The sequence below is a fragment of the Flavobacterium sp. NG2 genome (genome assembly GCF_034119845.1).
GTDB lineage: Bacteria > Bacteroidota > Bacteroidia > Flavobacteriales > Flavobacteriaceae > Flavobacterium.
This window is the reverse complement of the sequence record NZ_CP139420.1, coordinates 1,018,946-1,039,861: the sequence shown is the minus strand read 5'-3', so window position 1 is coordinate 1,039,861 and position 20,916 is coordinate 1,018,946. Positions and strand designations below refer to the sequence as shown.

Annotated in this window: 20 protein-coding genes; 5 read left to right on the top strand and 15 right to left on the bottom strand. The window is 35.7% G+C overall.

Features of this window, described 5'->3' with window-relative positions:
* Positions 1-14: 14 nt before the first annotated feature.
* The 3 genes from SLW70_RS04440 to SLW70_RS04430 all read right to left on the bottom strand — a co-directional run bounded on the left by SLW70_RS04440 (position 15) and on the right by SLW70_RS04430 (position 1,995).
* Positions 15-422: a hypothetical protein gene (locus SLW70_RS04440; protein ID WP_320890821.1), complete on the bottom strand. Its 408-nt coding sequence runs from the start codon at positions 420-422 to the stop codon at positions 15-17.
* A gap of 71 nt (positions 423-493) precedes the next feature.
* Complete coding sequence (gene pheS, locus SLW70_RS04435) at positions 494-1,513, bottom strand: phenylalanine--tRNA ligase subunit alpha (protein WP_320891749.1); 1,020 nt, start codon at positions 1,511-1,513, stop codon at positions 494-496.
* A 125-nt stretch (positions 1,514-1,638) separates the two neighbouring features.
* Positions 1,639-1,995: a hypothetical protein gene (locus SLW70_RS04430; protein ID WP_320890820.1), complete on the bottom strand. Its 357-nt coding sequence runs from the start codon at positions 1,993-1,995 to the stop codon at positions 1,639-1,641.
* Positions 1,996-2,469: 474 nt separating this feature from the next.
* Between SLW70_RS04430 and SLW70_RS04425 the strand changes: the two genes are divergently transcribed.
* Entirely contained in the window at positions 2,470-3,009 is a 540-nt protein-coding gene (locus tag SLW70_RS04425; protein ID WP_320890819.1) for a CvpA family protein, read from the top strand.
* A gap of 151 nt (positions 3,010-3,160) precedes the next feature.
* On the opposite strand, the gene SLW70_RS04420 is transcribed toward SLW70_RS04425, so the two are convergent.
* The 9 genes from SLW70_RS04420 to SLW70_RS04380 form a co-directional block, all read right to left on the bottom strand.
* A complete protein-coding gene (locus SLW70_RS04420; protein ID WP_320890817.1) occupies positions 3,161-3,907 on the bottom strand; it encodes a tetratricopeptide repeat protein in 747 nt (248 codons plus the stop codon).
* A gap of 68 nt (positions 3,908-3,975) precedes the next feature.
* A complete protein-coding gene (locus SLW70_RS04415; RefSeq protein WP_320890815.1) occupies positions 3,976-5,721 on the bottom strand; it encodes a BatD family protein in 1,746 nt (581 codons plus the stop codon).
* Positions 5,722-5,761: 40 nt separating this feature from the next.
* Positions 5,762-6,541 (bottom strand): tetratricopeptide repeat protein, encoded by a 780-nt coding sequence (locus SLW70_RS04410; protein WP_320890813.1) that lies wholly within the window; start codon positions 6,539-6,541, stop codon positions 5,762-5,764.
* A 10-nt stretch (positions 6,542-6,551) separates the two neighbouring features.
* Positions 6,552-7,580 carry a VWA domain-containing protein gene (locus SLW70_RS04405; protein WP_320890812.1) on the bottom strand — a complete coding sequence of 343 codons (1,029 nt, stop codon included), beginning with the start codon at positions 7,578-7,580 and terminating at the stop codon, positions 6,552-6,554.
* 153 nt (positions 7,581-7,733) lie between these two features.
* Positions 7,734-8,735, bottom strand: coding sequence for a VWA domain-containing protein (locus SLW70_RS04400; protein WP_320890811.1), 1,002 nt, complete (start codon positions 8,733-8,735; stop codon positions 7,734-7,736).
* A complete protein-coding gene (locus tag SLW70_RS04395) occupies positions 8,735-10,363 on the bottom strand; it encodes a hypothetical protein (protein ID WP_320890810.1) in 1,629 nt (542 codons plus the stop codon). Before SLW70_RS04395 ends, SLW70_RS04400 begins: the two co-directional genes overlap by 1 nt.
* A 115-nt stretch (positions 10,364-10,478) precedes the next feature.
* Complete coding sequence (locus tag SLW70_RS04390) at positions 10,479-11,342, bottom strand: DUF58 domain-containing protein (protein WP_320890809.1); 864 nt, start codon at positions 11,340-11,342, stop codon at positions 10,479-10,481.
* 94 nt (positions 11,343-11,436) lie between these two features.
* A complete protein-coding gene (locus tag SLW70_RS04385) occupies positions 11,437-12,441 on the bottom strand; it encodes a MoxR family ATPase (protein WP_320890807.1) in 1,005 nt (334 codons plus the stop codon).
* Between the two features lie 315 nt (positions 12,442-12,756).
* Positions 12,757-13,584 (bottom strand): DUF4382 domain-containing protein, encoded by an 828-nt coding sequence (locus SLW70_RS04380; protein ID WP_320890806.1) that lies wholly within the window; start codon positions 13,582-13,584, stop codon positions 12,757-12,759.
* 109 nt (positions 13,585-13,693) lie between these two features.
* Between SLW70_RS04380 and SLW70_RS04375 the strand changes: the two genes are divergently transcribed.
* From SLW70_RS04375 to tnpA, 4 genes are all read left to right on the top strand, one after another.
* On the top strand, positions 13,694-14,833 hold the full coding sequence (locus tag SLW70_RS04375) for an ATP-binding protein (RefSeq protein ID WP_320890804.1): 1,140 nt from the start codon (positions 13,694-13,696) through the stop codon (positions 14,831-14,833).
* A 61-nt stretch (positions 14,834-14,894) separates the two neighbouring features.
* The gene (locus SLW70_RS04370; RefSeq protein ID WP_320890803.1) at positions 14,895-15,620 is read left to right on the top strand and encodes a metallophosphoesterase family protein; all 726 of its coding nucleotides are present in this window, start codon (positions 14,895-14,897) and stop codon (positions 15,618-15,620) included.
* A gap of 47 nt (positions 15,621-15,667) precedes the next feature.
* A complete protein-coding gene (locus SLW70_RS04365; protein ID WP_320890801.1) occupies positions 15,668-16,165 on the top strand; it encodes a DUF6646 family protein in 498 nt (165 codons plus the stop codon).
* A gap of 93 nt (positions 16,166-16,258) precedes the next feature.
* Positions 16,259-16,570: an IS200/IS605 family transposase gene (tnpA, locus tag SLW70_RS04360; protein WP_320890800.1), complete on the top strand. Its 312-nt coding sequence runs from the start codon at positions 16,259-16,261 to the stop codon at positions 16,568-16,570.
* A gap of 306 nt (positions 16,571-16,876) precedes the next feature.
* Here the strand turns inward: tnpA and SLW70_RS04355 are convergent, their stop codons facing one another.
* The 3 genes from SLW70_RS04355 to SLW70_RS04345 all read right to left on the bottom strand — a co-directional run bounded on the left by SLW70_RS04355 (position 16,877) and on the right by SLW70_RS04345 (position 20,580).
* Complete coding sequence (locus SLW70_RS04355; protein WP_320891748.1) at positions 16,877-18,430, bottom strand: aldehyde dehydrogenase family protein; 1,554 nt, start codon at positions 18,428-18,430, stop codon at positions 16,877-16,879.
* A gap of 134 nt (positions 18,431-18,564) precedes the next feature.
* Positions 18,565-19,095, bottom strand: coding sequence for a 3-hydroxyanthranilate 3,4-dioxygenase (locus tag SLW70_RS04350; protein WP_320890798.1), 531 nt, complete (start codon positions 19,093-19,095; stop codon positions 18,565-18,567).
* Between the two features lie 378 nt (positions 19,096-19,473).
* Complete coding sequence (locus SLW70_RS04345; protein ID WP_320890796.1) at positions 19,474-20,580, bottom strand: endonuclease/exonuclease/phosphatase family protein; 1,107 nt, start codon at positions 20,578-20,580, stop codon at positions 19,474-19,476.
* Positions 20,581-20,916: the final 336 nt, after the last annotated feature.

The window sequence follows — 20,916 nt, the reverse complement described above, 5'->3', positions numbered from 1 at the left end:
TAGCGGTAAAATAATTATCTAACAATAACCCCATCTACAAATAGAATCGGTACTTCTTCAACAGCAGTTTCGTTAATAGCATTCGCTTTAAAAATAAATTTCTTATCATAAAGAGTATTCCCAATGAAATACGTCAACATAAACTCGTTGTTGAGTGCTAATACACTTTTTTCAATCATTTCTACCTTCACAACTGATACCGCAGGAACTTGAACAAAAGCATGTCTTAAAAGCGATGTTTTCTTCATTTCGCCATCCAAAGTACCAAAAGCTTTAGATACGACCATAACACTGTCGATATCAAAGTCACTGTCGTTGACTAGATATACATACCAAACTTTTTCCATAAAGTCGTCACTCCATTCTTGGACTGCGGCTACAAATACGTTTTCTACTTCGGGGATGGTGATGTCAGCTTTCATTTTTCTTCAGGGTCTGAGATATTGAGGTTCTGAGGCACTAAGTAACTTAGAATCTTAGGACCTTTCAAAAACTATATTGAACTTTTAAATTGCTCTAAGAAACGCACGTCGTTTTCATAAAACATACGGATATCACCAATTTGGTACAACAACATTGCGATACGTTCAACTCCCATTCCAAAGGCAAAACCGTTGTATTCATCAGGATTGATACCACAGTTTTTAAGAACATTAGGATCAACCATTCCGCAACCACCTATTTCTAACCAACCGGTTCCTTTAGTGATACGGTAATCTGTTTCGGTTTTTAAACCCCAGTAAATGTCGATTTCGGCACTTGGTTCTGTAAACGGGAAATACGAAGGACGTAGGCGAATTTTAGACTTCCCAAACATCTCTTTCGTAAAATATAATAGTGTTTGCTTCAAGTCGGCAAACGAAACATCTTTGTCAATGTACAAACCTTCCACTTGGTGGAAAATACAGTGCGAACGCGCTGATACAGCTTCGTTACGGAAAACTCTTCCTGGCGAAATAGTACGAATAGGCGGTTTGTTCTCTTCCATATAACGCACCTGAACTGAAGACGTATGCGTACGCAATAAAATATCAGGATTAGTCTGAATGAAAAAAGTATCCTGCATATCACGCGCCGGATGGTATTCTGGCAGGTTCAAAGCCGTAAAGTTATGCCAATCATCCTCAATTTCTGGACCTTCAGAAACGTTGAATCCTACAGTCGAGAAAATATCGATAATTTGGTTTTTTACAATCGAAATTGGGTGACGAGAACCAATGATTACTGGCTCAGCTGAACGGGTCAAATCGCCATATATTCCTTTCGCTTCGTCTTTGCTTTCAAGTGATTCTTGGATGCTTTTTACTTTTTCTTCAGCTGTAGTTTTTAGCAAGTTAATCACTTGACCAAATTCCTTTTTTTGCTCGTTTGGCACATTTTTAAATTCAGCAAAAAGGTCTTTCAATAGTCCTTTGCTTCCTATAAATTTGATACGAAAACTTTCTAAATCAGCTGGGTTTTGGGTTGTAAAAGCTTCTGCTTCGCCAATATATTCTTTTATCTTGTCTATCATTTCCATTCCGTAATTGAGTCTGCAAATTTATGAAAAAGTTATAAGTTATGAGTTATAAGTGATAAGGTTTTATTTTGACCAAACTAACTGCTGCTATCTGACCACTAAAAACTGAAAACTGACCACTATTCAATAACCTCTCGCTCTATAAAATAATTCACAATCGCCTCTTTCATCAAGACTGTTTGTTCTCCCGCTTTCAATGGTGGCAATTCTTCTTTCACTTTGTAATGAGGCCAGCCTTCCTCATCAAAAAACTCAAATTCATAGTATCCATAAGGCTCCAGCAAGCGGCAAATAGCAATGTGCATCAAGTTCAATTTTTCATCTTTCTTGAATTCGCGGTGCAATTTCCCCAGTTCCTGAACTCCAATTAAGTAAATTATAGCATCTAAATCCAAATCTTCCCCTTGTGAAAATTGGTCCGAAAGTATCGTAACAAGCTGTTCCCAGCGTTCTTTAAGTTGTGTGTCTCTTGACATTTTATTGTTAATTGTAGATTAACGATTTCTGATTTTCAAAAAAAGCATCCCGTTATTTATCGCAAAGATAACAAGTTGACAAGCATTCGTTTTATAATCCAAAGGTTATTTTTTCTTATATGACTATCCGTTATGTGTACCAAAAAAATATAATCTTTTTTACACCATTAAGAAATTAAGAAAATTAAGTTTTTAAGCTTAACTAACCTTAATTTCTTAATGGTTTGTAATAAAAACAACTTTATTTTTATTGTAAGGTTACAAAATTTTTAATTGGTATTAGAAACGGATAGTCATATTTTCTTATTTGGGCGTGCCACCTCCATACAAAGGGGCTTATCTTAGTTTGCGGTTATTCAGCCCCTTTGTATGGAGCTGTCGGGCTTTCCGCGCTACTTCGGTAGACTGCTGCAATCCCTCACGCAAAACCCACAAAAGATGTTATATTTGCGCCCTATTGTAAACACAAGATTTATGAGTTTTTTGGACATTGTTTTAGGAGGATTATTGCTTTATGGACTATTTAAAGGAATCAAAAACGGACTTTTCGCTGAGTTGGCTTCTTTTCTTTCGTTGATTTTAGGGATTTACTTAGCCATTAAATTTTCATTTATCATCCGTGAAGTACTGTCCAGCGTCTTTCCTTGGTCGCCTAAATCAATTGAGATTTTTGCCTTTGCACTCACCTTTATCGGAGTAGTGATTGGCGTGCATCTTCTAGCCAAAGTATTTACCAGCATGATGAGTTTTGCGTTTTTAGGTTGGGTAAACCGTCTCGCAGGTGGTTTTTTCAGTGTTTTGAAAACCATTTTGATTCTGAGCGTAGTGTTTAATATTTTTTACAAAATTAATTTCAACAACTGGCTCGTAAAACAAGAAACTTTTGATAATTCGATGTTTTATAATCCTATTCAAAAAGTATCTCAATTCGTTTTCCCAAAACTAGAAACCTGGTACGACGATGTCAAAGCCAAAGCCACTCAACCCAAACCTGAAACTTCAGATAAAAAATAATTTAGTTTTAGAAAACATTGGTTACCAAAAAATAAAAACCATTAAGAAATGAAGTTTCATTAAGTTCAACGCTTAATTTTCTTAATCTCTTAATAGTTCAAAAAAGTTTTTTAAATCTGTGCTAATCTGTGCAATCTGTGTTTAGAAATCCTTATTTCACTTCCTTAATGGTTTGCGCGTCAATCCAGCCTTCAGTACCATCTGTCAACTGAATTTTTTTCCATTTAGCAACCGTCTCCATTACAAAAACTTTTGTTCCTTCGTGTAAAACCACAACGGCACTACTCGCTTTTTGAGGTTCGCTATAGACTTCGGCTATATCTGCAAAAACAATAGCGGGTTTTTCATTCTCCCAATGGCTTTTTTCAAATAAGGCAGCAGCAACACTAATTAGTAAAAACACTAAAAAGAGAAACATTCCAAAGAAAAATAATCTTTTGGCTTGGGTGAAAGCAGAAAAATAATAACCCACAAAAGCCAATAAGAACAAAACAGAGAAACTAATTGCAATCCATGCCCAAGTATTGTAATGATAAATCCCTGTGAAGTCTCTAAGCAATTTGGCAAAGCCCACTTTAGGAACGACTTTAATTTCGTCAATCGTACGTTTTTGAGCAAATTTTAAATTGTTAATCACATCGGCATCATCTGGATGTAAGACCAAGGCTTTTTCATAATTGTAAATAGCAGGTGCCACTTTGTTGAGTTTGTAATAACAATTCCCCAAATTAAAATACACTTCTGCTGAATGTTGTTTGGATTGTAATATACTCTCGTAAGCAACAACGGCTTCTTTGTATTTGCCATTTTGGTACAAACTATTAGCCTTCTCAAAACTTCCTTGTGCAAAGAAAACTTGAGTGATTAGTAAAACAGTTATATAAAGTAAATTTTTCATTTTTTTATTTTGTGTACTTTGTGCTTCCTTAGTGCTCTTTGTGTTTAAAAAAAGTAGTGATTAAATCTCTAAGAAATCTGCTTTTCTAAATCTGCAATAATCAACACTGCCTTATTAAAATCATCTTGAATTGCCGTGCTTGATGCTGGTGCATAACGAGCAAATTCACAGTTTTCTGTAAGGTTGATGAAATCAGACACGGTTTCTGGTTTTACATTTTTAGCTAACAAAATTTCGGTAATATTCTCTTTACTCATTTCTGAGGTTTCGATATGCAATTTAGCTTTCAAGAAATTATGCATCGCTTTTTCAAGAGCCACATAGAATGGTTCTTTGTTTGCTATTTGCTTTTTAGCTTCTCCTAAATATTTCTTCGCTAATCTGTTGTTTGCTTTGATGCGGTTTCCAAAAACGTCACTGTCAATAGCTTCTTTTTTCTTTTTAGCCAAAATGATTATTGGAACCAATAAAAAAGGTAAAAACAGTAAGCCGTAAAACAAATTAGAGCCTAAGAAATCATCTTGCTCCATTGAAACCAATTCTGTTTTCGTTTTTACATATTTGAATTGATTAGGAACAATAACCGTATTTTTTGCGGTGCTATCATTCGCTTCTCTAGTATCTGTTGGTCCATCAAGAACATTAATCATAATCTCAGGCGAACTGATGGTTTTATAGCTATTAGAATCCAAATCAAAATAACTAAACTGCAACGGCTTGATAGGATAGGTGCCTTTGTATTGTGGCACAATGGTATAACTATCCGAAATACTTCCAGTCATTCCTGATAGTGGCGTTTCCACTTTTTCAGTATGCACGGCGTCATACATCTCTAAGGCATTTGGCACCACTGGCTTCGGCAAAGTGAAGAGTTTTAAGTTTCCTTTTCCAACAGCACTAACAACCAAATCTAAACTTTCGCCATTTTTCAAACTAGTTTTACTTGGAGTCACTTTAAAATCAAAACGTCCAACGGCCCCTGTAAAATCAGCGGGTTTTCCTGCTTCAGGAAGTGCTTTTACGTTAATAGTTTTACTACCTGCTGATACACTTTTACTACTTTCAGTAATTAATTGTCTACCAAAAATATCTCTACGATTGGACGGTAATTGTACATCAATATCAAGGCTCAACGGTTCGATATTGAGTTTCCCAGATTTTTGTGGATATAAGACCGTTTTTCGCAAAACTGCAAAACGGTAACGTTCTCCTTTGAACATCCCCTCTTCCACCACTAACTCTTTGACATCAATGTTTTGAGACCAAAAGTTGTTGTATTTAGGTTTCGCTAATTCTTTAAAATTCGTAATTCCAATGTTGTAACTAAAGTATAGTTTGTAAACAACCGTAATCGGTTCGTTGACATACGGATTGGTTTTAGAGATTTCCGCCACCAAATACAAGTTGTTATCAGCCGAAACCGTAACATCGTTCGGGTCTTTAGGTTGCTGAATAGCGTCAGTGACATTGATTTTTATGGGTGCCGTTTTATAAACTTTTCCCTCGTATTCAATTGTAGCCTGCTTGATGGTGATGTTTCCTTTATGAGTAGGCACCAAAAAATAAGAGTACACTTTCTCAAAAGAGCTTCTTCCGTTAATCCATGATTGACTCACAGATTGGCTTGGACCCGCAATAACACGAAAACCTTCAAAAGAAGGTTCGTTGAAATTATCACCGTCGATATTCATAAAGAAATCAATACGCAATCGTTCGTTTAGTCCTAGCGTATTTTTGCTTACTCTGGCTTCAAACTGAACCTGAGCTATAATCGCTTGACAACTTAATAGTATGAAGACTAAAAAATGTTTCATTGTATATTACTGTGAATATTGTTTTGTTGTTATTATGAGTTTACCAGTCTTTATCAGTATCTACTGGTTTTCCTTTTACTTTATTAGCGTTTACTTTTCCTTGAATTTTCTTTTCTTCGTTATTTACAGCGTCTAATAGGTTTTGTAAACGTTCTTTAGAAATCCCTCCAGGCGTTGGTTTAGGCTGACCATCTTCAGGTTTGTCTCCTTTGTTTTGGTCTTTTTTGTCTTTATCACCATCTTTTTTATCCTTGTCTTTATCGCCTTTATCGTCGTTTTTATCTTTGTTATCGCCGTCTTTTTTGTCTTTGTTTTTATCGTCTTTTTTATCTTTATCCTTGTCTTTATTTTTATCCTTGTTGTCGTTTTTAGGAGGATTCTCTTTTAGCATTTTCTTAGCCAAGGCAAAATTATATCTCGTTTCTTCATCCGAAGGATTGTTGCGTAACGCATTTTTATAAGCTTCAACCGCTTGGGTATAATCCTTCTCTTTCATAAACACATTTCCTAAGTTGTGATAAGCTTTGTGTTTTTGAGCTCTAGAATTATTCTCTTCTATTGCTTTTGCGTAAGCGAATTTCGCTTCTGAAGGTTGATTTTGTTTGTAAATAGCATTTCCTAAATTATATTTGGCTATTTTTTTATTTCCAAATTTAGCATTCGAAATTCTGTAATTAGCTTCAGCATCTACAAATTTACTTGCTGCATATTCCTCATTTGCTTTAGGTAAAATATTGTCTTTTTCTTGTGCATTCAAAGTCGCTAATCCTGCGGTTAGGATTAGTGAAAATAGAAAGCTATATTTTTGTAAAAAAATCATTTTGTGTGTTTTATTCGTTAAATAAGTTCAGCTTTTTAACCCAGTTTGTTTTTCTCTCTAATAAGAAAACGTCAACAAAAAGAAGTATAAAAGCAAATCCTAAAAACCACTGAAATTGTGATTGAAAATCGGCCATTTGTGTAGCTTCAAATTCGGTTTTTTGAATGTTATCCAAAGTGTTTTTGATGTATTCCATCGTTTCTTTAGTATTATTACCATTCACATAGCCTCCTTTGGTTGTTTTCGCAATGGTTTCAAGGCTAACTTGATTCAATTTAGTTACAACAACATCACCATTTTTATCTCTTTGGTAACTTTCTATTACGCCATTTCTTTTCAACGGAATAGTAGCTCCTTTTTCGGTTCCAACACCAATGGTGATAATACGCATGCCTTGTTTGTTAGCTTCTTCGGCTGCTGCCAATGCTCCTTCAGAATGGTCTTCACCATCCGAAATCAAGATTAACAGTTTACTTGTTTTGCTTTTGTCATCAAAATAGGTTGCTGATAATTGAATCGCTTCTTCTAGCGAAGTTCCTTTGGAAGACACCATATCAGGACTCATGCTTTGCAAAAACATTTTGGCTACACTATAATCTGTTGTGATAGGCAATACAGGAAAAGCACTTCCTGCATAAGCCACAATCCCGATGCGGTCGTTCCCTAACTGATTGATGATTTGTGAAACCAGTTGTTTGCTTTTCTCTAAACGGCTAGGAGCAATATCTTCGGCAAGCATACTTTTGGATACATCCATAGCAAAAACAATGTCGATACCCTCTCTTTTTACCGTTTCCATTTTTGTACCAATCTTAGGATTTACTAGCCCTAAAATCAATCCAACCATAGCCAACAAGAACACAATCAATTTTAAAACTGGTTTAAAAACAGAACGTTCCGGACTTAATTTGTTGATGGATTCAATATCTCCAAACTCCTTTTGTTTTTTTCTTTTCCAATACATATTGTACAAGAATAAAAGGACTACTAAAGGCAGTAGAATGAAGAGGTATAAATATTTTGATTCGTCTAATTCCATATTTTTTTTAACCACTAAGGACACAAAGTTTACACTAGGGTCACTATGTTATTGTTTTTTTTATGTTTAAATTAAAACCAAGTTTCACTTAATTTAAAGGCCTCTATTAGATTTTGTGTTCTTTGTGTGGCCTTTGTGCTCTTTGTGTTTCAATTAAATAAAACTCTTGTAAACCGTATTTCGCAATCCAATTTCTACCAAAAGCAAAAGACCTGCTAACAGCACAAGAGGTCTGAATTTTTCGTCGTAATCGTAAAATTTCAATTCTTCGATTTCGGTTGTTTCAAGCTTGTTAATTTCAGCATATATTTCGGCTAATTTACTGTTGCTTGTCGCTCTAAAATATTTCCCTTCGGTTTTTCTGGCGATACTTTGCATCAACCTTTCGTCAATTTCGACTTTCATTCTTTGGAATAAAAACTGACCATTAGGAGCTACTGCGTACGGGAATTCAGCCATTCCGTTGGTTCCAATACCGATAGTATAGACTTTAATTCCGTATTGTTTGGCAATATCAGCTGCTGTTTCTGGTTCGATAAAACCCGCATTATTGACACCATCGGTCAAAAGAATGATAACTTTACTTTTGGCTTTGCTATCTTTCAAACGGTTTACGGCTGTTGCCAATCCCATTCCGATTCCTGTTCCGTCTTGTAGAACTTGGTCGTATTTGATGCTTTTAATCGCTTCAAGAACCACCGCTTTATCACTTGTTACAGGTGTTTTAGTATACGCCTCGGAAGCATAAACCACTAAACCAATACGGTCATTAGGTCGCTCGGAAGCAAAATTTCCAGCCACTTCTTTCAAAGCTTCCATACGGTTGGGCTTTAAATCTTTGGCCAGCATACTCCCCGAAACATCGACTGCCATTACAATATCAATTCCTTTGGTCGTTTTAGTTTTATTACTGATATCAACTGTTCGAGGTCTTGCTAAAGCTACTATCAACAAACTTAAAGCTAGAATACGAAGTACCCCTAAATAAGGTTTCAATCTAGCCATTAGGGTAGTCGAACCTTTAAACCCCTTGGTTGAACTAATTTTTAAGGTAGCCGATTGGTGTTTTCTTTTCCAAAAGAGCCAAGCAATAGCAAATGGAATTAAAAGAAACAGCCAAAAAAATTCTGGATTTAAAAATGTGATGTTTCCCATTAGTTATTGAGTTGTTTTAATTCTACCGAACTTAATATTCGTTCGACAATTTCATTTGCATATTTATCCCCTTCTTCATGTAAAATCATGATTTGCTGTAAACCACCATCTTGCCCAAAAAGTAAGATTTCATAGTATAGCTGCGTACTTGTTTTAGTGTTAGAATCAAGCTTAACAAAAGTACCGTATGCCTTAACACCTTTGACCCCTTCAGGAGTTTCAAAATCTTCTTGTTTGACAATCATATTTTGTGCGCCTTGTGCTTCAATACTTTGAATAGTTACTTCAACGGCTTTATTCAAGTCGGTTTGTGTATCTTGTTTGTACTTCATGGTCGAAACCATAATATAGAAGTTGTCTAAAAAGCTTCCGTATCCAAAAGACTGCATCTCTTTAACCAACGCCAAACCGTTTTTAGGTAAAGATTTGGTCAAATCCATACGTTTTAAAACCTTAGGCGTTTCGACAATTACGGACGGATTACCATATTCGCTTTTAATCCATTCGCCTTCTAATAATTCCTTGGTTGGATGTCCAATGATGGTATCTTTAACATAATCAAAACCTTTAGTGGCAATAAAGAAAAGTAAGGTTGCCATCAAAATAAATAAAACGGATGCAAGAGAAATGGCAATGCGCTTTTTGCGTTGTTTCTCTAATTGTTGCGCTACTTGTTTTTGTCTTTGCACTTCGTTCAATAGCATTTCCTCTTCGTTTTGAACTTCGACAGGGATGGCGCTATCCAGAACAACAATGGCTTTTTGGATTTTGTTGCGGTCTTCGGTAATTTCAAATTCCATTGGTTTTGATTTGGCGAACTTAACCAAATCGGCTTGCTTTAATACACGCTCCAAGTTTTCGATGGTTTCTTGCGAAAGCTTCATTTTCTTTTTGATAGAAGCCGCTTTAAGCCCCGCAATCAGTTCAGATGTTGTGCTTTCCATTGCTGGAATTTCAATAGCTTCCTCGATATAGTTACGAGCAATATCAGTCAATTCACTGTAATATTCTTTGATTTCTCCTTTTTGCCAAAGTCCTTTTTGCTCCAGCGTATTCATTAAAATTGTCGCTTTTTCGATAGGTGTTTTATACACTTCTTCTTCGATTTTTTTCTTTTGGTGTTTTTTCATGTACCAATACACACCTGTACCAATAGCTCCTAAAATGATAATTGCCAAAAGGTATTTCCACCAATTTCCTATAGGTTTTTCTACCTCAACAATGTCCTTGATGTCGTACATCTTTTGTTTCAGAGTATCCACTTGGACATTGGCCACTTCCACCGGAATAGAATCTGTCAAAAAGGCTTTGTTGTTGATTAAGATTTTAATACTTGGAATCGTATAGCGTCCAGAATCAAATTGCGTTAATCCATATCGTTTAATCAATTCATAACGGTCGTCTTTTTTAACCGTATCAATTGGATAGGAACGAATCACTTCAAGCGCTCCTATGTTTTTCAATTTTGGGAACACCACTTTTGACAAAGTATCGACATTGGTTTTAACGGTTAGTTTAAACTCGGCACCAATCTTGTTTTTAGTAGTGTCAATACTTGTTTCTACTCCTTTTTGTTGACCAAATACAAAAGCAGAAAAAAGTAAAAATATGTAGAGTGTTTTTTTCATTGATGTTTAATGTTTTCCTCTCCCCAGCCCTCTTCATAGGAGAGGGCGTCGAGACTGGAATTCCTTTTCTATTTATTCCAGTCTCCTCCCCTTTGGGGAGGTTGGGTGGGGATGATTACCTCGATTTAAAATAACCTAATAGTTTAGTAACATAACTCTCATCTACTCTCGTGTTTACAATACCAGAGCCTGATTTTCTAAATGTTTCTTTAAAGTAATTCAATTGGTCAAGATAGTATTTCTCATAATTCATACGAACTGTTTTGGAGCTAGTATCTACTAGAACTGTTTCGCCTGTTTCAGCATCTGTCATTTCGACCATACCTAGATTTGGCATTTTTTCTTCACGCACATCATAAACCCTGATTCCTGTAATGTCATGCTTTTTGGAAGCAATTTTCAAAGTATGTTCGTAATCCATTACCATAAAATCCGACATTAAGAAAACGATGGCTTTCTTTTTTTGTGTGCTTGATAAAAATTTTAGGGCTTGCGCCAAATCGGTTTTGTTGCTCTTAGGATGGAATTCAATCAACTCGCGAATGATACGCAGTACATGGGAACGTCCTTTTTTGGGAGGAATGTATAATTCGATTTGGTCAGAAAATAAAATAAGTCCAATCTTATCGTTGTTTGTTGTCGCCGAAAATGCCATGGTAGCGGCAATTTCAGTAATGATATCTTTTTTGAATTGTTTATTCGAACCAAAACTCTCCGAACCTGAAATATCAACCATTAGCATCATGGTCAATTCGCGTTCTTCTTCAAAAACTTTCACATGAGCTTCGTTATAACGAGCGGTCACATTCCAGTCAATCGCACGAATATCATCACCATATTGGTATTGGCGTACTTCACTAAAAGTCATTCCACGTCCTTTGAAAGAAGTATGGTACTCCCCTGAGAAGATATGATCACTCAATCTTCGGGTCTTGATTTCAATTTTCCGTACTTTTTTTAAAAGGTCTTTTGTATCCATTCTTTAGAGTGTTCAGTATTCAGTTAATTTAGTGTTCAGTTATCCAGTTTCATTTGAAACTGACTACTTAAGAGCTGTTCACTGCCTACTAAATTTAAGGTACTTCTACTTCGTTTACGATTTTGTTGATGATATCCATAGAGGTGATATTCTCTGCTTCGGCTTCATAAGTGATTCCGATTCTGTGACGCAATACATCGTGTACTACGGCGCGAACATCTTCAGGGATTACATATCCACGACGTTTGATAAACGCATAACATTTAGCAGCTGTAGCCAAGTTGATACTTCCACGAGGAGAAGAACCAAAACTAATTAACGGCTTTAATTCGGCTAATTTGTATTTCTCAGGGTAACGAGTAGCGAAAACAATATCTAGAATGTATTTTTCAATTTTTTCGTCCATGTAAACTTCACGAACGGCTTCTTGAGCTCGCAATATTTGATCTACCGAAACGACTTGGTTTACTTTTTCGTAAGCCCCTTTAAGGTTTTGACGAATAACCAAACGCTCTTCATCCATTTTTGGATAATCGATAACGGTTTTAAGCATAAAACGATCGACTTGCGCTTCTGGAAGCTGATAGGTTCCTTCTTGCTCTACAGGGTTTTGAGTCGCTAATACTAAGAATGGTCGTTCTAGTTTGAAAGTAGTATCGCCAATGGTAACTTGCTTTTCTTGCATCGCCTCTAGCAAAGCAGATTGTACTTTAGCAGGAGCACGGTTAATCTCATCGGCTAAAACGAAATTAGCAAAAATAGGCCCCTTTTTGATGGAGAATTCATTTTGCTTGATGTTGTATATCATGGTTCCTACCACATCGGCAGGTAATAAGTCTGGCGTAAATTGAATTCGGCTAAAACTACCGTGTACGGCTTGTGATAGGGTATTGATGGCTAATGTTTTTGCTAAACCAGGAACCCCTTCAAGAAGGATATGTCCTTGACCTAAAAGTCCAATTAACAAACGTTCTACCATGTGTTTTTGTCCAACAATCACTTTATTCATCTCCATTGTAAGAAGGTCGATAAAAGCACTTTCTCTTTCTATTTTTTCATTGATCGCTCTAATGTCTAAAGTAGCTGTATTTTCTTCCATTATCATATTTTTAAAACCTTGTGATTAATGCTCTGTTTTTGGTAGTGCAAATTGAATTTTTTTTTAAAGGAACGATGTTAAAAAATGGTTAAAACTTCAAGCAAATGCCTAATTTTAAGGACGAATTGTGATACAATTTTTAAAATTTTAAGAACATTAGAGAAATGTCAAAATAATCAATGAATCCTTATTCTTTAATGAGGAAAATTCGAATCTAACAATAGTATTCGAATTGAATAATAGGAAATTAGCTTTTGACGAAATAAAAAAAGACAACCCGAAGGCTGTCTTTATGATTATTTAGTTTGGATTGATTTAAAGTGGTGGGCTACTATCAAGAACAATATCACCTATGTTGGTTATCATACCATTTGTTACCACAACATTTGTGATCGTTTTTATAGCTTTTCCTGACGCCACATCTGGCGTTATTGTGACTGTATAGGTTCCGGCAGGAAGTCCGTAGAGTTGAAAAGTTCCTTCAAGATTGGTATAAGCTGAAACAGTGGTTTCTCCCACTTGTACAGAAGCCATTGCTTGTAAATCATTTTCTAATGGTGGATTAATAGTTCCTCTAATTATTCCTGAGGTTGCAGAGGTTGAAATGTTTATTACAGGATGAAGGTTGAATTTCCCTGAATTCCCAGCTTTTACAATTGATTTATCAACATCAAAATCCATCATGAATTCGTAAACGATTCCAGGCATTAAAGTTTCATTAATTTTTAGTTTTAATCCTGATTGCTGTGCACTAGGAGTATCTAAGTGATAAACAACTCCATTCTTTTTTACAGTATTATTATCCCCAAGTATTAGCCGAATTTGTCCCACATAACCAGAGGGAACATCACCTTCCGCAATCAATAAACTGTGACCTCCTGTGAGCTCCAGTAAATTGTAAGTCCCTTTTCCAATATCCCCTAGACTAACCCAACCACTTTTATCATTGTCATCTGTAGAAGCTTTCATTAATACATCAACCACTTCTATATAAACCTCTTCATAATCTCCTGGAGCATCCGTTAATCGCACCATGACTTTTGAAGTTTCTGCTGAATCTTTGCTGTTCTCACAGCTTATATTTAGCAAACATACTAATGTAATTGCTAAAAAACTTGCGAAGTAAAACTTTATCCTTTTCATATCATTCAGTTGTTTAAATTAGTATATTATTTACGTAAATTTAGCGAAAATAATTCGGTTTTAGTGTAAATTTCTTGATTAATATAACCACAAACACCTTAATTATCAAATGATTAACAAACGTCTTTTAGTAAAAAACCTACTAGCTCACAATGATGAGAGCAGTTTTTATGATAAAAAAAGACAGTTGAATCTCCATACAAGAGAAGGCAAAGCAAAGTTCTTAAAACACATTTGTGCCTTATCCAATTCAAATCCAGCAAATAACTCTTATATCGTGGTAGGCGTTGAAGATTTAGATAATGAGATTGTAGGTGATGATTTCTTTGACGACAGTCGGATTCAAAATTTAGTCAACGCATACTTAGAAAATCCACCAAAGATTCAATACGAAAACGTTCCTTTTCCAAATTTACCCAAAGATAAAGTCGTGGGACTGGTTACTATAAAACCAAAGAAAAACATTTCCTTTTTCAAAAAAGGCATTCATACCATTCCTGTCAACAGTGTTTTTATTCGAATTGGTAGTAATACCATGCCTACAGAGGAAAAGGTAGAAAAGAATTTTCAAAATACCGAAACGGTTATTGGAATTGAAAACCAATCCCGAAACACTATTCAACACACCCTTGATGGTTTTTATGATTTTATGAATTTTCGCCACAAAGATATGGCGCCCAAATACAAGGTTTTCAAAGAGTTGTTTGTGATTTGTTGGGCAGGAATTCCAAAGATAGTAAGGAATACAACCTATCTATCGCGTGTGGATATAGAGCTTATAAACGAGCAAATTAAATTGTTTTATTCGGCTCAAGATGTAGTCACCATTACATACGACGAACATTCGTTTACCATCACAGAGTATGTCCCTTTAGGACTTAACGACAAAACAAGTTATTACCCACTAGAGCAACAACGCATTTATTTTTATGAAAATGGCTATTATAAAATTGAAAGCGAAATGTTGTTTCAGCCACCCGAGTTCAATAAAAAAATGCTGTTTCATATTTATAATTCTAATATTTCATTGTTGAAAAAATTAGAAAAAGGAATACCGTTAACTACCCGAGAAAAACAAGATTTGGAGAATTTACCTTCTACATTTATGATTTGTTACCTAAATGGTTTTGAGGAAGCTAAACAAAAACTCATTGAAGCAAAATTGCTTTTAAAACCTTTTCCTAAAATTTATTTGTCATTTAAGGAAGCCTTACGAGTTTTGAGAAAAATGAAGTATGATGTGAAGTAGTTTGGATTATTTTCTTATTTTTATAAAAAAGGAAAAGTCCTTAGAGAAATATTGGATATAAATGAGAACATTAGTAATAGGAGATATTCATGGTGGTTTGCGTGCTTTGCACCAAATTATAGAAAGAGCCAAGGTGACACCAAAAGACACTTTGATATTTTTAGGTGATTATGTAGATGGCTGGAGCCAATCACCACAGGTAATAGATTATCTTATCGAATTAAAAACGACCAACAATTGTATTTTCATCAGAGGAAATCATGACGAATTATTACTGCATTGGCTAAAGGACAATAAGGATAATGAACTCTGGTATCAACATGGAGGAGAAGCAACGGTAACCGCTTACGAACAAGTAAATAAGACAACGATTCAATTGCATATTGATTTCCTACTTTCATTGGACGATTATTATCTTGATGAAAAAAATAGATTATTTATACATGCGGGTTTTACTAATATGAATGGAATACGTTACGAGTATTTTTCTAAACAGTTTTACTGGGATAGAACGCTTTGGGAAACGGCGCTTTCATTAAATCCAGCAATTAAACCGAATGACTTGTTGTACCCTAAGCGACTTACTTTATATGATGAAATTTATATTGGACATACTCCAGTAACTCGAATCAATAAGATGGTGCCAGTACAAAAGGCGTGTATTTGGAATATGGATACAGGTGCTGCCTTCAAAGGCCCCTTGACAATTATGGATGTTAATACTAAAGAATTTTGGCAGAGTGAGCCAGTTTGCAACTTATATTTTGACGAGAAAGGTAGGAATTAAAATTATTGTTTAGTTTTGTAAGTGAATTATTAATCAATCTGTAAATTATGAAAAAGATTTTTACTTTGTTATTATTGTCATCTGTTATGTTTGTGAATGCTCAAGCTTTTAACGGTAAAGGTGACACCAAGTTTGATATTGGAGCTAATATTCAAAATGGAGGTTCTGGAATCCGTTTATCGACCGATTTTGGATTAGGAGAAAGTATGTCTTTTGGTTTTGTAACCTCTTATTTGCTATCTGTTAGTGAAAATCAAGTTGGAGACAAACCTGATTTTGAAGATCGTTTTGACCTAAAAGCCCGTTTTAATGCAAATTTAGGAAGTGTTTTTCAATTTGATGAAAATTTGGATATCTATCCTGGATTGGATATTAGTTTGAAAAACTTTGGAGCACATTTAGGTGCACGTTACTTTTTTGCTGGTGGTTTTGGATTGTTTAGCGAAATTGGACTTCCTATTGCAAAATACGACCCTACTACATACGGATTTCAAAATTTAAACAATCAATTTGTATTTAATGTTGGTGTTTCTTTTAATTTGTAAAAATATAAATCAACAAATTTTAAAAGGCAATTGAAGTGATTCAATTGCCTTTTTCTTTTAATCTATCTAAAGTTTTATTCCAAGTTTGAAATTTTGAGTACCTATTCCCAAATTTACATTCAAATTGTTTTTGCTGTAAAAAACAGAGAAGCTCAAATCACCCATGAATGGGAAGAGGAGTTGTATAAATACATAACAGGAATTGTACAGAATAAAGGACAAAAAATAGTAGCCATTAATGGAATGCCAGATCATATCCATATTTTTATCGGTATGAAGCCTTCTTGCTGCTTATCTGATTTGGTTAGAGAAATAAAAAAATCTTCAAATAGTTTTATAAACGAAAAAGGCTTTTGTAAATATAAGTTTGAATGGCAAGAAGGATTTGGAGCTTTTTCATATTAGTCACTCTTCATTAGATAATGTGATAAAATAACCCAAAAGAACATCATTCAAAAAGAAGTTTTAAACATGAGTATATTGATTTTTTGGAGAAATTCAATGTTGAATTCAAAAAGGAATATCTATTTGAATGGATGGTATAAAATGGAATCCGAAGGATTCTAATGTTTATAGAAAATCAATTAGCAACGTTTATACGACCCCTTCGGGGTCGAACAAACACAAACCATATTTTCTATAAACATTTGACCTTTCCAAGGTCAACAATAAATGAATATTTCATTTTATTAAGGCGAAGATTTACATTTATCACAAATCAAATTTTATTCCTTGTGCCAATGGCAAACTTGTACCGTAATTAATGGTGTTTGTTTGTCGGCGCATATAGACTTTCCAAGCATCTGAACCGGATTCTCTACCGCCCCCTGTTTCTTTTTCTCCTCCAAAAGCACCACCGATTTCGGCACCTGAAGTTCCTATGTTTACATTGGCGATACCGCAATCGGAACCTTGTGCTGATAAAAACAACTCCGCTTCTCTCAGATTATTCGTCATTATGGCCGAAGATAATCCTTGGGCAACACCGTTTTGTAATTCGATGGCATTGTCAACTGTTCCATTGTATTTGATTAAATACAGAATGGGTGCAAAAGTTTCGTGCTGTACAATTTCATACTGATTTTCGACTTCGGCAATAGCTGGCTGTACATAACAACCGCTTTCATAACCTTCGCCCGAAAGAACGCCTCCATGAACAATAATTTTCCCGCCTTCAGTATGGATTTTTTCTAGTGCCATTTCGTATTTCCAAACGGCATTTTTATCAATTAGTGGTCCCACATGGTTGTTTTCGTCCAATGGATTTCCAATACGCAATTGTTTGTAGGCAGAAACTAAGCTTTCTTTGACTTTGTCATACACACTTTCGTGAATGATTAAACGGCGCGTGGATGTACAACGTTGTCCTGCTGTCCCTACGGCTCCAAAAACTGCCCCTATGATAGTCATTTTAATATCCGCATCTGGGGTGACGATGATGGCGTTATTTCCCCCGAGTTCCAATAATGATTTTCCCAATCTCGCTGCAACGGTTTGAGCGACAGTTTTCCCCATAATGGTTGAACCAGTGGCGGAAATCAAAGGAATTCGGGTGTCCTTAGTCATCATTTCGCCTACGGTGTAATCTCCGTTGATAAGACATGAAATACCTTCGGCTAAATTGTTTTCTTTTAAAACTTCAGCAATGATATTTTGACAAGCGATTCCACAAAGGGGTGTTTTTTCGGATGGTTTCCAAATACAAACATCTCCACAAATCCAAGCAAGTGCCGTATTCCAAGCCCAAACTGCTACTGGAAAGTTGAAAGCCGAAATGATTCCGACGATTCCTAATGGATGGTATTGTTCGTACATACGATGATTCGGACGCTCTGAATGCATCGTAAGTCCGTGCAATTGACGCGATAATCCCACAGCAAAATCGCAGATATCGATCATTTCTTGGACTTCTCCATAGCCTTCTTGGAGCGATTTCCCCATTTCATAAGAAACCAGTTTTCCTAAAGCTTCTTTGTTTTGGCGGAGTTTGTCTCCAAATTGCCGTACCATTTCACCACGCTTGGGTGCTGGAATTTGGCGAAATTGTTTAAAGGCCTCTTGCGCGGTTTGAATTACTTTTTCATAATCCTCAGCGGAGGTAGTGGTAACTAACGAAATTAATTGACCATCCACAGGGGAATGACTTTCGAAGATCGTTCCATTAGAAAAGGAATCAACTCCTGTTGAAGTTCCTAAATTAAGATCTTTGATTCCTAACTGTGTTAAGGCTTCTTGAATTCCGAATGGGTTGGATTGCGTTGGCATTGTTGCTTGAATTGAATAAAAATCATTTTGTGAAATAGGATGTTTTAGCCCCGATAGAAGCGGCATCCTTGTGGCGGCGGGCATTTATGCCGCCACAAGATAAAGCGGATAGCGGGAAATAGCTCCTTAAAATATTAAATAAATCTCGGGTCAGTTTCCATTACCGTACCACAATTGTCACAGGTTCTTAATTCCTCTGAACCATAAAAATGTTTAAAGTGAGTTAGAAAATCTTTCTCAATATCGTGGAGTTCAAAATGTACTTCGTATAGTTTATGGTTGCAATTGTCGCAGTGCCAAAGGAGTCCGTCCTTGAGCCCGAGTCCCTTACGTTTGCGTTCGATTACAAGTCCAATAGAACCTTCGGAACGAACGGGTGAATGGGGCACTTGAGCTGGGTGCAGGTACATATCGCCCGCATGAAGTTCCATTTCTTTGCGTTGGCCGTCTTCTTGAATGATGACTTTGATGGAGCCTTCTATTTGATAAAAAAGTTCTTCGGTTTCGTTGTAATGGTAGTCTTTACGTGCGTTAGGCCCAGCAACAATCATCACGATATAATCACCAGATTCTTTGTAAAGGTTGCGGTTACCTACCGGCGGTTTGAGTAAATGACGGTTTTCGTCAATCCATTTATGTAGGTTGAAAGGAGGTGCTATGGCCATTTTAGAATGCTTTTTGAATGTGAAGAGCTAAGGTACGGATTTTACCGCTAGGGCGCAAAGGCACTAAAGATTTTTGATGGCTAGCTTAAACACAAAGGGCACTAAGAACACAAAGGTTTTACTGTTATGACGGAATTAAAACATTTAAGAAATATAAGAGCATCTAAGCGGGTTGACTTTCTGACAATGATTTCTTTAAATTTTTCTGATTTCTTAAATCTGTGTTTCTTTTTTTAAATTATTTATTTGGTTAAAGACGCGTTGGGTGTAATTAAAGATCTTTAAGTATCAGTAGAATTTCTTCTTCATTGCTTAGTAACTTAGCGGTAAAATCTTAGTGAGCTTGGTGCATTCTTAGTGCCCTTTGTGTTTAAAAAATTATCGCCTTTTGTCCTCTTTAATCAAATAAATGTAAACCGGGAAATGGTCGCTAAATCCCACCTCGGTAGCAGAATGGCGTTTAGGATAGCCTTTGTATAAACCTGTAGTTTGGATTAAAAAGGGTTTGTTGTAAATACCCGCTTTCCAGAATTGGTATTTTGAAAAATCGCTTTGGATTAGGGAATGCGTAACCATTATTTGGTCAAAAATATCCCAACTGTCTCTAAAAGCAATTGTGCCTAGTCCTTGATTTGCCATTTCTTCAAACGGATTGTAGATGCCCAGTAGCGGAACTTCTTCTTTCTTAGCTTTAGCGTTAAGTTCTCTTTTAATGCTGTTGTTGAAAGGGCTGTCATTAAGGTCACCCAAAGTGATGACTTTTGCTTTTGGATTGATACGTTGTAGGGAATCAATGATTCTACGATTTAAAGCACCAGCGGCTTCACGCAGCGGACTCGATTTTTTCTCACCACCAGAGCGTGAAGGCCAGTGATTGACAATAATGTGGATTTCTTCATTATCAAGAAAACCCGTTACTAAAAGTTGGTCACGAGTAAAAATTCTATTGTTTTGAGTTTGAGGTTGGAGATCGTCCTCTCTGTTGTCATTTACAATTGCTTTTGGAATTGCTTTTTGGTCTTTGTTATAAAGAATCAACGGAATATTAACATAAGAAGTAGGTTTGAAATATTGTTTTTGATACAATAAAGCAACGTCGATTCCTCGTTTATCTGGCGAATCGTAATGAATGATGCCATAGTCTTTGTTAATAATGAGTGGTTGTTTGATTACATCTTCCAGTACAGCGCGATTTTCTATTTCAGAACAACCAATGAGTGTTGGAGAATTGGGATTGTCAGCACTTCCTATTTCGGCTAGGACTCTGGATAAATTGAGTAGTTTTTGATGGTATTTTTTTGAAGTCCAACGTTGAAATCCAGTTGGTGTCCATTCATCATCATGTGTTGTGGGGTCGTTGATCGTATCAAATAAGTTTTCAAAATTATAGAAAGCAATGGTGTGGATGTTGAATTTTTTCGATTGGGCGTTGCTATTTAGTGATAGACATAATGCTCCAAAAAGTATATAATACAAAGCCTTCATAGCAAGTAATGTTTAGTAGGTAAACATGAGTCAAAAAGAATAACCGCAAATTCGCAGATTTATTGAAATACATTGAATACATTAATTTGCGCTAATTCCGTTTAAAGCGGCTCAATTGAAATAAAATTTGCGCCACGAGCGATAGCGAATAGTTAATGCAATCTGCGGTAAAAACCGAAGCGTTATTCTTAGATGATTTCGTAGTAAAAATACTAAAACAAAATTAGTTTATTCAAAGTATTTTTAAAAACCTTATATTTGTTTTGTCCTATATTAGGGCCAACTCATTTTTAATTATTTTGCAAAAGAAAAATATGCATATTCCGCACATTTGGT

Coding starts and splice junctions, on each gene's coding strand:
- SLW70_RS04380 (WP_320890806.1), bottom strand. CDS start 13,584: ATGAAAAGGATAAAGTTTTACTTCGCAAGTTTTTTAGCAATTACATTA.
- SLW70_RS04405 (WP_320890812.1), bottom strand. CDS start 7,580: ATGGAATTAGACGAATCAAAATATTTATACCTCTTCATTCTACTGCCT.
- SLW70_RS04430 (WP_320890820.1), bottom strand. CDS start 1,995: ATGTCAAGAGACACACAACTTAAAGAACGCTGGGAACAGCTTGTTACG.
- SLW70_RS04410 (WP_320890813.1), bottom strand. CDS start 6,541: ATGATTTTTTTACAAAAATATAGCTTTCTATTTTCACTAATCCTAACC.
- SLW70_RS04365 (WP_320890801.1), top strand. CDS start 15,668: ATGAAAAAGATTTTTACTTTGTTATTATTGTCATCTGTTATGTTTGTG.
- SLW70_RS04370 (WP_320890803.1), top strand. CDS start 14,895: ATGAGAACATTAGTAATAGGAGATATTCATGGTGGTTTGCGTGCTTTG.
- SLW70_RS04420 (WP_320890817.1), bottom strand. CDS start 3,907: ATGAAAAATTTACTTTATATAACTGTTTTACTAATCACTCAAGTTTTC.
- SLW70_RS04375 (WP_320890804.1), top strand. CDS start 13,694: ATGATTAACAAACGTCTTTTAGTAAAAAACCTACTAGCTCACAATGAT.
- SLW70_RS04400 (WP_320890811.1), bottom strand. CDS start 8,735: ATGGGAAACATCACATTTTTAAATCCAGAATTTTTTTGGCTGTTTCTT.
- SLW70_RS04425 (WP_320890819.1), top strand. CDS start 2,470: ATGAGTTTTTTGGACATTGTTTTAGGAGGATTATTGCTTTATGGACTA.
- SLW70_RS04385 (WP_320890807.1), bottom strand. CDS start 12,441: ATGGAAGAAAATACAGCTACTTTAGACATTAGAGCGATCAATGAAAAA.
- SLW70_RS04415 (WP_320890815.1), bottom strand. CDS start 5,721: ATGAAACATTTTTTAGTCTTCATACTATTAAGTTGTCAAGCGATTATA.
- SLW70_RS04390 (WP_320890809.1), bottom strand. CDS start 11,342: ATGGATACAAAAGACCTTTTAAAAAAAGTACGGAAAATTGAAATCAAG.
- SLW70_RS04395 (WP_320890810.1), bottom strand. CDS start 10,363: ATGAAAAAAACACTCTACATATTTTTACTTTTTTCTGCTTTTGTATTT.
- SLW70_RS04350 (WP_320890798.1), bottom strand. CDS start 19,095: ATGGCCATAGCACCTCCTTTCAACCTACATAAATGGATTGACGAAAAC.
- SLW70_RS04345 (WP_320890796.1), bottom strand. CDS start 20,580: ATGAAGGCTTTGTATTATATACTTTTTGGAGCATTATGTCTATCACTA.
- SLW70_RS04355 (WP_320891748.1), bottom strand. CDS start 18,430: ATGCCAACGCAATCCAACCCATTCGGAATTCAAGAAGCCTTAACACAG.
- pheS (WP_320891749.1), bottom strand. CDS start 1,513: ATGATAGACAAGATAAAAGAATATATTGGCGAAGCAGAAGCTTTTACA.
- SLW70_RS04440 (WP_320890821.1), bottom strand. CDS start 422: ATGAAAGCTGACATCACCATCCCCGAAGTAGAAAACGTATTTGTAGCC.